Source organism: Streptomyces sp. NBC_00433, assembly GCA_036015235.1.
Lineage (GTDB): Bacteria > Actinomycetota > Actinomycetes > Streptomycetales > Streptomycetaceae > Actinacidiphila.
In genome coordinates this window covers 5519252-5531313 of sequence record CP107926.1, presented here as the reverse complement: position 1 = coordinate 5531313, position 12062 = coordinate 5519252, and the positions used below count along the sequence as shown (strand labels likewise).

Genomic DNA, 12062 nt, shown 5'->3' with positions numbered 1-12062 from the left:
CAGCAGGCTCACGAACAGGTGAAACTTCCGGCGCCGGTTCCCCAGGAGGACATGACGTTAATTTATACACGCCATTTGCGGCGCAGCACGCTAGAAGTCGCGGAAGGCTTCGGACGGACGCGGCCCCACAGACCCTTGGTACTTGCCCGAATACAGCTTGATGGTGCCGACCGGGACCCAGAATGTGACTTGACCGATGCGCATTCCCGGGTAGATCCGGACCGGCTGCACGGCGTGGAACTGCAAGGTCCAGTTGTTGTGGGAGCCGATGTCGATCAGATCGGCCGTGATGTTGACGAAGAGACCGAGTCTGCCGAGTGACGACTTGCCCCTGATGATGGGCACGTAGTGGTCGCTGCCCATCTTTTCCAAGGTGGAACCGAGGTACACGCGATCCGGCTGCAGGACGATGCCTGCGTCGGTCAGCCATGTGCGCACGGTGGGCTGTTGGACCTGGACGTCCAGCTCCCTGTTCCGATAGGTCAGCAATTCCGTACCGAGGCGGAAGTCGTAGCTGTTCGGGTTGACCTGTTCGGGGTCGAACGGATCTATTTCGATCCGCTGAAGGTGATGCTGGCGGACGATCTCTTTTCCCGTCAATATCACTGTGCGCTCGCTTTCCCAGGGGGAGTCCACCTTTTTCAGGCGAGGCTCGGTGGCCAGAAAGGCGTCGGTTCTGACGTCTGCCCGTACATGCCTGAGTAGGAGGTGACAGATCCTGCCGTCCTCCAGAAACTGACTTGGCCCAGTGGCATGCTGGCTACGACTCGCAGTGGCTGGACGACGGTGAGTTCCAGGGTCCAGCAGTGAACCGCTCCCTGATGCCCGAGGTCGGCGGTCACCTGGACGAAGAGCCCGAGCCGACCGAGCGACGACCGACCGATCAGACTGGTCACGTAGGTGTCACTACCGATCACTTCAGCCGTACTGGCGAGATAGAGCCGCCCGGGGACGAGGACGTAGCCCTCGTGCCCGATGGTGGCCGAGTGCCATGTCACCTCACGGCGGGCATCAAGGGCACCTTCCGCGAACTTGAGATGCTTGCCCAGCGTGTAGTTGTAACTGTTCGGGTTCATACGACTCGGGTCGAAGGGGCGGATGACGATCTCCGCAGCATCGACGGCCGCTTCGATCTGCCGCCCGGTCAGAATCACCTGCCTACGTCATCCAACAGTGCGGCGGTGGCAGTGGCGAATTCCTGAAGCGTGCCGTTGTTGTCCACCGGGCTGCTCGGGTGAATCCGTTCCAGCCCGTTCTCCGTCGCATGCTGGGAGTCGCCGAGCGTCAGGTCGCCTCGCGCTTCCTTCCGCTTACGGGCCACCTCTTCGTCGACAGTGATCACCACGGGATGGAAACCCCCCTGGCGCAGGTAGGGGAGGTCGGCCGGCCTGGCATCGGAGCAGATGACCATCTGACGCCGAGTGCTGCCTTCACAGGCTGCGTGGATACGCGCCGTTTCTGACAGAAAATGCTCCTCGAGGACGTGCGGGTTGATCTTTCGCATGTGCGAACCGAGGAAATTGAGCAGGGCGCCGTCCTGTCTTCGTTCTCCGGTCTGCAGCGGACGTCCCGCGGACTCGTAGACCGCGGCCTGAGCCCGGTACAACGGTTCCGCGAGCGTGATGATGTGCACGGTGGCATCGTTCTTGGCAGCCCACTCCTGCGCGAGTGCCGAGAATGTGCTCTTCCCTGAGCCGGGCAGCCCGAACAAAGCGATGCGACATGTACGAGGGCCATTGGGTTGAGGGCACTGGATCATGGGCGGCTGCCGATCTCCGTGTCGATCGCGGCCAGGGCCGCCTCTACCGTCGCTCTCAGTTCCGTGTCGGAGGCGTTTCCGATGACCGTCCCCGTGAAGGGAGGGGCATCCATCCCGAGCAGCGTCCAGGGGATGTTGGTCACGTCGCGACGAGGGTGGATGGAGACGGGGACGACCGGATAGTCGCTGGGGGACGCGGATCGCCTGTCGTGCATGGTGCGGATCTCGTGCATGATGTTCCCGTTCAGCTGGGTGGAGCACCGCTGCTGATAGGAGCGCGAAGCAACCAGGATTGCCGAATCGGTGCTCAATACACCGTCGATGCTGTTGCGGGCCGTCGTTCCTCCGATCCCCTGATTCGCTTCCATGATGACGAAGTAGCGTCGCCGGAAGTGATGCAGCTGCGAGACCAGGCGCCGCACCTCCGCGATGTCATCGGTGCAATAGGAGATGAAGATCGTCGGACCGCGGAAGCCCTTCAGGCTCCTGGTGTCCGGGGGAATTCCGTCCCACTCGCTCCTGGCCTTCTGCAGCAGGGCGGCTCGCAGTGTGCGGTCGGCGTACGCGGCCCGTACCGCTTTGATGTCCTCACCCTTGCTGTTGTGTGGATAAAAGACCAGGACGTCGCCGAGGATGGGCAGCGTCGCCCGTGCATTGCTGGTGACGCCGAAATGAGGGCCGTTGCATTCCCCTATGCTCGTGAGTTCCACCTCGCCGTCGGGTCCCTCCATGGAGAAGCGGACCCCACTGCTCGGGGGGACATCGGCCCCGAAGACCTCGAAGAAGAGATCGTGCGGCACCGGAACATCAGCCGTTGTGGCGGGCGCATCCACTGTCTCCACGTCGCGCAGCCAGAAGTGCCGGTACAGTTTCGTGCCCGTCGCGAATTCCGCCAGAGCCGAACCGGATCTCTTGCTCAGCCTGCTCTTGAGGACGCTTTGACTGAGCTTGGTGATCTCTTCCTCCAACCGGACGTCGTCGACCTCCAGGAAGGAATCGGTACTCATGTACTGGTTCGAGATCAAGGGGAAGGCCTGCCGCAGCTCCTGGGACTCGCGTACGCCCCTGAGGATGCTCTTGACCAGCATGACTCTGAACCGATTCTGCGGTGCGAAATAGACCGTGGAATACAGGTGTGCGCGCGTCGCCAGGAAGTTGGCAAACGGCGCGGGGTCCGAACAGATGGGGCCTTGGTCGTCATAGGTGATGACCGCAGAGATGACGTCGTCCGAGTTTCCGAGCATTCCCACGGTGTGGTGCGCGTCGCGGTGTACGTAGTCGATCCGGTCGGCGTCGATCTCGCCGTCCAGCATGTGGCGTACAGGCAGGAACGCGGCGGCCAGATGGGAGTCGGGCCAGTAGTCGGCCGTCATCAGGAAGGCGATGAAGTTGCTGTTCAGCGGCGCGAGGATGGGATCGATCTCGGGCCCGAAGAGACAGGCCAGGGTGAAGACCGGCTTGGCCGGCCAGAGCGAGGTGTCCCGGCCGATCTTCAGACCGACCCAGGAGCGGACGTCGTCGTCGGGGACGAAGAACCCTCGAGTGGCGCTCTGGTAGGGGAGTTCGCCCACGTCCTGCAACAGCGCCGCGATCAGGATGTGCTCGTAGAGCCACTCCATCTCGGTGGGCTGGTCCGGTTGGTAGACGCGGTTGTACTCGGCTTCGAGTTGGGCGAGGAACTCCGAGTCCGCTGCCCCAACCTGGCGCAGGAGCTTGCGCATGATGTGCATGGTGCCGATGGCGTGCGCGTACCTGCTGTGGTCCGCTCCCACGAAGCTGTGGGAGGCGAAGCCCAACTGCTTGACCCGCCTCAGCCGCTGAACGGGGCGCGATTGAATGACGCGGTCGATGACAGGAGACACGAAACCGGCTGCGGTGTCGGATGTGTCGATGAGGCCGTGCACGGCATCGCGCACAGGCGAGAGAGGGTTGCGGCTCACCCCTTCCCTTCGCATGTTCCCCGATGCCATTCGCACATCTTCTTTCGCCTCAGTCGGGAACGTCCCGGCGCCCACCTTCACGTGGCAGCCTCGCCCCGACACCTCACGATCTGTCCCTACCGGATGCCGTGTAAACCTCGATCCTTCGGAGGCTGGTCTGCGGTGATTGTGACGGTTGGGTGCCCGTTATGTCCTCGTCGCCGTCGAGCGTGATCGCGTCCAACGCCTCCGGACTCGGCGCGACCACATACCGGGCCACCGCGGACCGCTGTATCCGGGGCGTGACGGCGGGTCACCACGTGCACCCGCAACGATGACCTCATGTCCTGGCGGCCCGGCATCATCAGCGGACTCCGCTCCCGCCCAGGTCCGTTCCCCCGTTACTGACCCCGGCCCCGGGTCGGGTCGGCCGCGTATCCCTCCGCGCGGCCCGGACGGGAAGACCGTGGACCCCGGCCGCGTTGCGGCCGGGGTCCACGGCGGCGCTGTGGCCGCGGGGTCCGGAAGTGCCACCGTGGACCCCGGCCGCGTTGCGGCCGGGGTCCACGGCGGCGCTGTGGCCGCGGGGTCCGGAAGTGCCGCGACCGGGAAGGGTGGTCGCGGCACTTCCACCGTCAGACGAAGATGAAGTACTTCCAGGACGTGTAGGTGGTGGTGTTGACGGTGTCTCCGGAGCCGCCGTTGACGTAGGCGGCGCGGACGCGGGCGCGGATGCCGGACTCGCCCGCGTGGCCGAGGTTGACGGCCGACTTGCCGCTGCTGCCGAGTCCGAAGTACTCGGAGCCTCCCGAGTACCACTTGCCCTTGTAGTAGATCTCCAGCTGGAGGAGCTGGCTGCGGCCCCGGTAGTAGGTCATCGACGTGGTGGAGACGGCGTCGGTGTTCTTGTGGAAGTAGTAGTACGAGGTGGAGCCGATCTTGCCGGTCCGGTAGTAGTGGGACAGGGCGGCCGAGACCTGGACGTGGGCGTACGCGGTGGACTTGGCGGTCTTGCCGATGTAGCGCGCGTCGCCCTTGAAGACGGCGGTGACGGCGGTGTCCCGGTTCATGGCCAGCGTGATGGACATGTTGCCGTGGGAGTCGACCTTGCCGCTCCGCATCAGCACGCTCGGCCGGTCGGTGCCGTAGGGGTCGGCCCATATCTCGACGGTGCGGTTGGTGTAGGTCGTGCCGAGGTGCGCGGTGAAGACGACCTTCTTGCCGTAGTCGTACACCTTGCCGTTGTTGGTCATCGTCAGGACGGGTGTCGCGCGCGAGACGGCGACGGTGTCCGAGGCGGAGACCGGGATGTGCAGGGCGTCACCGGCGTACGCCACCGTGTACTTGACGTTGCCGCCGGCCGGCGGGGCGTCGGTGAAGGAGAACGATCCGTCCGCCTTCGTGTGCACGGTGCCCAGCACCTTGCCACTGGGGCTCGCCAGGTCGACACGGGTGACCTGGAGTGCGATGCCGGTGCCCAGTGCCACCGTCGAGGACAGCCTCCCCGTCACGGTCAGCGTCTTGCCGCGAGCGGCGCTCGCCGGGGCGGCCACCGTCAGGGTCGGGACGTTCTTCGTCGGGTCGGTGAGCGCCTTGAGGGTGTAGCTGGTGCCGTTCGCCACGATCGCGAAGATCCGTGAGGAGTCGGGCGCCCACGCCACCGCGGCACCGGTCCCGCTGAGGCTGTACCTGCGCAGCGGCTGGGTGGCGTTCGGCCGGTAGACCGACACGGTGCTGCCGGAGAGCTGGGCGACCAGCCCGTCGCCGGCGACATCGGCGCTCCCCCCGCTGGGGTAGGTGCCGGCGGGGCTGAACTTCCCGTTCGCGTAGCTGTCCCGCTGCGAGCCGTTGACCAGCACCTGCGGGGCGCCGGGGACCAGGTCGATGTCCCAGATGCCGGAGTTCAGCGTGTAGTCGCGGTTGTACCGAGCGGTCGGCTGCGGCGTGCCGCTGGAGACGTCGACGACGGCCATCGAGTCCGTGGAGATACCCGTCTCGCCGATCGCGAGCAGCCCCGGGACCGCGGGGTTGGTGTCGAGGATCCCCGGACCCCAGATGCCAGAGAACTGCCCGAGCGTGACCGGGTTCGCCGGTGTCGGCGTCGGGGTCGGGGTCGGGGTGCCGGTCGGCGTCGGCTCCGCGGTCGCGGTCGACGTCGGGTCCGGCGTCGCCGTCTGCGTGGGGTCGGGCGTCGGGGTGTCCGTCGGCGTCGGGTCCGCGGTCGGACTGACCGTCGGGTCGGCTGTCGGGTCCGCGGTCGGACCGGCCGTGGGATCGGCACCCGGGTCCGCGGTGGGCGTCTCCGACGGGTCCGCGGTCATCGACCGGGCCGCGGAAGAGGTGGCCGAGCGGACGGCGGACGGGTCGACCGAGGGGTCGACCGACCCCAGGTTGCCGTCCCACTGGTCGCCGTACGTGAACCAGACCTTGCCGGCGGCGAACGCCACGTAGCGCGGGCCGGTGTTGGTGGCGACGGGATAGCGGGTCTTGACGTTCAAAGTGGCGGCGTCGAGGGCCACGATCTGGTGGTTGCCCTCGGCGGCCGCGTACAGGACCGTCCCGTCCTGGGACAGCGTCAGACCGGAGACACCGTTGATCCCGCCCACCGAGTCGACGGGCGTGCCGTTGTAGTCGGCGGCCAGGATCTTCCCCGACGCGTGGTCGCCGACGAAGACCCGGTGCAGTGTGCCGTCGACGACGATGCCGCCGGGCGAGGTGACCACTGCCGACGCCGCGGCGGCGGAACCCGCCGCGGCGACGCTCAGGATCACCGAGCTGAACGTGACCGCGAGCGCTGTCGCGGTAGAAATGCTGCGCGTACGCACAGTGTGTGTTCCCCCCACAGGAAAACCGGCAACGGCCGGAGTTTGAGAGCGCCGCGTACCTCCTACGCCGATCGCCGCAATGCGTGCGTGCGTGCGGACGGGCGTGCTGTTCGCGGCTGCTGAGCGCAGCATATGACACGGCTATGTCAACGAACACACGCTTGGGTCGCCGGTGGCGCACTCGGCCCGTTCGATGCCCGTTCTCCACGTGTTCGTGCTCCCGTTCCCCGCCTGCTCCGTGCCGCCGCGTCCACGTCGGCCACGTCCCCGGGGCACTCCGGCGGCAGGTCGTCCGGTCCGGCCACCGATCGGCCACCGGGACGGTTTCGGGCCACCGATACAGCGCGCCTGACCTCTTGTCGAACCTCGACAGATACCGGGGAGCACATCAGGAAGAAGGCCGCTCCCCGCGGGACCCTCAACGCCTGAGGTCGTGATCGCTGTCCGGATGTTCCCGCCGATCCCCTCCTGCTCTTCCAGACACAGCATCCGGCCGCGAAGCCTCCGCACGAGTGCTGTCCGCACGCGGGTTCTCCAGCTCCTGTCGCCAGGCATCGAACTGCGCTCGAATGCCATCGACCCTGACTTGGCCGACCCCGTACACCAGGAACCGCCCCCGTCACTGAATCGCCCGGCGCCGGCGAACATCTTGGGCATCCCACCGCGCGGCGCCGCCGCACCGGCCACCACGCGGAGGCCGGTACGGGCTTTGGTCCAAGGCGGCCGGTCCATCGTGCGCGCAAGCCCTCCTTCGGGGGGCGAGGCGGCGTGGCCGGCCCGCGTGCTCCGAACGGCCGGACCGGCCGCGCGTGCCCATGGCTGAGCGTTGACGGCCACGTCCGTCGTTTTCGGTGATCTGGCGCTGCCGGCGGGCCGACTCCTCTCCGGCTCGCGGGAGCGGCCCCGCCGGCGGGGTTTCGGTCGCCCGACAGGTCTTCGGCACAGCCGTGTGGTGGGTCCAGCCAGGGCAGGCCCGCTCGCGCACCCAGCCCGATCCGGCAATCGGGAGGCCCGGAAAGGGGCCGTGAAACGCCTGATCAGCAAATCCGCCCCGCGATGTCAATAAAGCGGTCGGCAAAAAGCGAATACCGCTCTTCGACACGGCCGGCGGAAGGCCGGGCACACGCGGCGGGCAGGGTTCGACTGGCCAACTCGGGCCTCTGCGCGGTCTATTGACAGCGCGGATGACGTGGTGCAAGCTGCCGCAGTCAGTTCTGGAGCATATCCGCCGTCGCGGACGAGGATTCGTCCGGACACGATTGTTAGCGCTCACATTCACCCGAAAACCTTGCTCCCCCACACACCGCAAGGAAGCTGCGTGAACATCAGAACGCCTGGCCCATCTGACCGCGGAAAACGCGGGGGTGAAACCGACGCGACCCCCGCGCGGAATTGACCGCCGCGCACACCAAGGGGAACGGCCGGCTGCGGCGCGGGGCACGGACGGCGGCCCACAGCGCGGCCGCCGCACGCGAACCCGCCGCGCAAGGTGCCGTGGGCGCGCCGGCGGACGCGACGGCGACCCGCCGGCCCGCGGCCGCGATGTTCCCCGACCGGTCCGCAGCCAGGGGCGACCGGACGGGCAGGGCCGTGCGGACTCCGCCGCCATCCGAATCGAGAGAGGCTCCATGATGTCGTCAAGAAAAGCACCCCGCGCCCTTCTGGTGGGCGCGCTCGGGATCGTGACGCTGGTGACGCTGACGGCGTCTCCGGCGTCGGCGGCCAATGAGCCGGTCCAGAAGTGGCTGACCACCTCGGACCTCGGCCAGCACCTGGCGCAGCAGCCCGACCTCGCCTTCTCAGCCTCGTCCGCGGCGGGGACCATCACGGTCAACGACGCGCAGACGTACCAGACGATGGACGGTTTCGGCGCCGCGATGACCGACTCCTCGGCCTGGCTGCTGTCCACCAAGCTGAACAGCACCGCGCACACGAACATGATGAACGCGCTGTTCAGCCCGAGCCAGGGGATCGGCATCAGCTGGCTCCGCGTTCCCATGGGCGCGTCCGACTTCTCGGCGACCGCGCAGCCGTACTCGTACGACGACAACCTCTCGGTCTCCACCGGCACGACCGTCGGGGTGGGTTCGGGCCGCTGCCTGGACGACACCGGCAACACCGCCAACGGTGTGCAGCAGTACATCTGGGACTGCTCGGCCGGCAACGCCAACCAGCAGTACTCCTACACCAGCGCGTCGGAGTTGCGTATCGCCGGCAAGTGCCTGGACGCCAACGGCCAGGGCACCACGCCGGGCACCAAGGTGATCCTGTGGACCTGCACCGGCGCGGACAACCAGAAGTGGAAACTCAACGTCAACGGCACCATCACCGCGGTGCAGTCCGGCCTGTGCCTGGACGCCAGCGGGGCGGGCACCGCCAACGGCACCCTGGTCCAGTTGTGGACGTGCGGCAACGCGAACAACCAGAAGTGGACGCGGCCCGACCCCGCGCTCGCCAACTTCTCGATCGCGCACGACCTCACCAACATCATCCCCGACCTGAAGCAGGCCACCGCGCTCAACCCGGCCATCAAGATCATGGCCAATCCGTGGAGCCCGCCGGGCTGGATGAAGGCCAACGGCCAGATGAACAACCTCAACAACGCCGGGACACTGCTCTCCTCCAGCTATGGCCCGCTGGCGCAGTACTTTGTGAAGTTCCTCCAGGCCTACAACGCCCAGGGCGTGCCGATCTACGCGATCACCCCGCAGAACGAACCGACGTACGCCACCGCGTACCCCGGAATGGAGTTCAGCGAGCCGGCCGAGGCGAGCTTCGTCGCCAACAACCTCGGCCCGGCGCTGGCGCAGGCGAATCTGACACCGAAGGTGCTGGGCACCGACTTCAACACCAACCTGCTGAACAGCTACGCCGAGCCCCTGATCAAGGACGCCGCCGCCGGCAAGTACCTGGCCGGCACCTCCTGGCACTGCTACGCGGGCAACCTCGGCGCCATGTCCACCATGCACACGGACGTGCCGTCCAAGGACAACTACGAGACCGAGTGCTCCGACGGCATCGACCCGCAGAACGCGATCGAGACCTTCATCCAGAGCAGCCGCAACTGGGCACGGGCCGCCACGATGTGGAACATCGCCCAGGACCAGAACAACGGTCCGGTGATCCCCGGCGGTTGCAGCAGCTGCACGCCGCTCGTCACGATCAACCAGAGCACCGGGAACGTCACCTACAACGCCGCCTACTACTCGGTCGGACACTTCAGCAAGTTCGTGGTGCCCGGGGCCAAGCGCATCGCCTCGACCACCACGGCGAACCTGGACAACGTGGCGTTCAAGAACCCCGACGGTTCGATCACGCTGGTCGTGTACAACACCTCGGGCTCGACCCAGTCGTTCACCACGAGCTGGAACGGCGAGAGGTACAGCGACTCGCTGGCCGCCCACGCCATCGCCACCTACAAGTGGACCCAGGGGTGACGGCCTCCCGCCGCGGGTAACCCACACCGCACCACCGCTCGAACCACCGCTCCCTGGCGCCGGCCCGGACCCCCGGGAGGCGCCGGGGAGCGCCCGCGCCGCCCCCGGGGTGCTCCGGGGTGCGGGCGCTCGCGCCGGACGATGATCCGGGTACCGCTGGGTGGCCGGTCATGCCGGTCAGCCCGGCGACCTGCGCACCGGCCCGCGGAGTCGGGCAGGGCCCGGACCGCCCGGCGGGCCGCTTCGGCCGCGCACCCAGCAGCCTCCGCAGCTCCGTTGCCGCCATATCCGAGAGCGCCAGGCCGAAGCGGACACGCTCAGTTCGTCCAACGCTCTTCACGCCGTCTGCACCCGTGTCCACCGCCCGTCAAGGCGGCGATCAGGGCGGGGTGGGTGCCGGACAGGTAGTCGGCGAGGGCTGCGTCATGGTCGTCGAACTCGTCGGGCATGTCCTGCGAGAACCAGCTGCCGAGAAGTTGGCCCAGCTCGGGGAAGCGGGCGTGCCCCTCCCAGGGGGTCCGGGGCATTCCGGGCGACGGCACGGCGCCCTCGTTGACGCTGCGCGCGATGTGGTCGGCGAGCCGGAGCAGCCATTCCTGGATGCCGGGGCCGGGGACGCCGGTGTCGGGCACCGGGTAGAACTCGCCCGGTTCGTGCCGCAGCCGCCCGGCCGGACTGCGCGCGTACTCCCTGAGCTGGCGCTCGGCGGTGGCCACACCCAGGGCCGGGTGTGCCAGGTGTGCCGCAGATACGCCTGGAGCGCGGCCCCGGGCGTGTCGTCGGTGTCGTCGGCGGGCTGCCCCAGGTACGCGCGCATCACCTGGTCCAACTCGCCGTAGCTGCGGTCGTGTTGCAGCGGCTCCATGACCAGCGGCCTTCCTCGGGTGCGGGCGGACGGGGGCGTGAGGGCTCACAGATACACCGGGAAGGTGGCCTGCACGACGAACCCGTGCTCGCTCGCGGCCTCCCGCCGCAGCACGACCCGCGCGGCCCGCACGTCGAACGGCTCCCGCCCGGCGTACATCATCGCGTCGATCAGCACCCGCCCCACCGCTTCCTCCCGCGACGGCCACGCGGCCTCCAGCGTCACCCGCTGCCGCGTCCCCTGCGCGAGCCGGCGGTGGATCACCTGCTCATTGCGGGTGATCACCTGCTGGGTGCACCATTGATCCGTCTCCCGGTCGGGACAGGTGGAGGTACGGGTACGCATGATCGGCTGCCTCTCGCAGGTCGGGGCGGGTCAGCGGTTCTTGTACACCCGGCGCGGCGGGTGCTCGGCGCGCATGTGCTCGCCGAAGACGTCGATGATCAGCGGCAGCCACTCCAGCCACGGCGGGCCGGGGGTACCGACGACGTGTTCCACCTCGAAGAACCGCTCCAACGCCTCCTCGGTCTGGAAGAGGGTGAGCGCCTCCTGGCATTCCGCGGCCACCTGCGGAACGTGCCACAGACACCGCGGGTGCCAGTCGTCGGTCGGGATCTGGAGGCCCTGGCGCGGGCTGAGCTCGTCGTCCTCCAGCGCGATGCCGTCCTGGCCGTAGTAGATGACCAGCATGCTCAGCAACTGCGGGAAACGGAAGGCCGGCTCGGCGCTGGTGGGCGTGACGTCGGCCAGGCGCTGTGCCCGTCCGACGTTCCAGCCGATGACGTGCCCGGCGATCTCCCGCAGTTGCTCGGGCGTCGCCCTGACGCCCCTGACAGGGAGTTCACGGTCCGCATCCAGCACCGCGGCCGCGGCGCGGAGTTGCGCCGCGACCTCGTACAACGTACGTACACACCGCGCCCCTTCGAGTCCCCGACCCGGCAGCGGGACGTCCCCGCCCTGGTGAAGACGTACGCGGTCCCTCAGGCAATATCGGCGGTCGACCCCGCGCCCCCTTCCCTCCGGACCACAGGCCCGGACGGAAGGGGGCGGTTGCCGACGGGGGAAGAGGGCTACCGGCTGCTGCGGGTCGGCCCCGTCCCTCGTCGCCAGCGGGTCAGCCGGCCCAAGGGGGGACCGCTTTTCACCAGCCTGTCCCAACGCGTCGGCGCCACCCCTGCGCGGTCGTCGCCCTTGGCCGAACTCCTCCATTGACAAGCCCTCGGCACGCGGGCGTAACTAATGACACGAGACCCGGGG

Annotated in this window: 8 protein-coding genes and 1 pseudogene; 1 reads left to right on the top strand and 8 read right to left on the bottom strand. The window is 67.9% G+C overall.

Annotation, left to right across the window (positions count from 1 at the left end; all coding sequences use genetic code 11):
* Nucleotides 1–90 precede the first annotated feature (90 nt).
* From dcd to OG900_23700, 5 genes are all read right to left on the bottom strand, one after another.
* Nucleotides 91–606, bottom strand: coding sequence for a dCTP deaminase (gene dcd / locus OG900_23720; protein ID WUH95889.1), 516 nt, complete (start codon nt 604–606; stop codon nt 91–93).
* A 35-nt stretch (nt 607–641) separates the two neighbouring features.
* On the bottom strand, nt 642–1154 hold the full coding sequence (locus tag OG900_23715) for a deoxycytidine deaminase (protein ID WUH92817.1): 513 nt from the start codon (nt 1152–1154) through the stop codon (nt 642–644).
* A complete protein-coding gene (locus OG900_23710) occupies nt 1151–1633 on the bottom strand; it encodes a hypothetical protein (GenBank protein ID WUH92816.1) in 483 nt (160 codons plus the stop codon). The genes OG900_23715 and OG900_23710 overlap by 4 nt, the downstream gene beginning before the upstream one ends.
* 122 nt (nt 1634–1755) lie before the next feature.
* Complete coding sequence (locus tag OG900_23705) at nt 1756–3699, bottom strand: hypothetical protein (GenBank protein WUH92815.1); 1944 nt, start codon at nt 3697–3699, stop codon at nt 1756–1758.
* Between the two features lie 614 nt (nt 3700–4313).
* Nucleotides 4314–6503, bottom strand: a complete 2190-nt coding sequence (locus OG900_23700; GenBank protein ID WUH92814.1) for an Ig-like domain repeat protein — start codon at nt 6501–6503, stop codon at nt 4314–4316.
* Nucleotides 6504–8131: 1628 nt separating this feature from the next.
* Between OG900_23700 and OG900_23695 the strand changes: the two genes are divergently transcribed.
* On the top strand, nt 8132–9940 hold the full coding sequence (locus OG900_23695) for a ricin-type beta-trefoil lectin domain protein (GenBank protein WUH92813.1): 1809 nt from the start codon (nt 8132–8134) through the stop codon (nt 9938–9940).
* 362 nt (nt 9941–10302) lie between these two features.
* Here the strand turns inward: OG900_23695 and OG900_23690 are convergent.
* The 3 genes and pseudogenes from OG900_23690 to OG900_23680 all read right to left on the bottom strand — a co-directional run bounded on the left by OG900_23690 (nt 10303) and on the right by OG900_23680 (nt 11705).
* Nucleotides 10303–10811: pseudogene (locus OG900_23690) on the bottom strand (contact-dependent growth inhibition system immunity protein).
* Between the two features lie 39 nt (nt 10812–10850).
* Nucleotides 10851–11150: a hypothetical protein gene (locus OG900_23685; GenBank protein WUH92812.1), complete on the bottom strand. Its 300-nt coding sequence runs from the start codon at nt 11148–11150 to the stop codon at nt 10851–10853.
* 30 nt (nt 11151–11180) lie between these two features.
* A complete protein-coding gene (locus OG900_23680) occupies nt 11181–11705 on the bottom strand; it encodes a hypothetical protein (protein WUH92811.1) in 525 nt (174 codons plus the stop codon).
* Nucleotides 11706–12062: the final 357 nt, after the last annotated feature.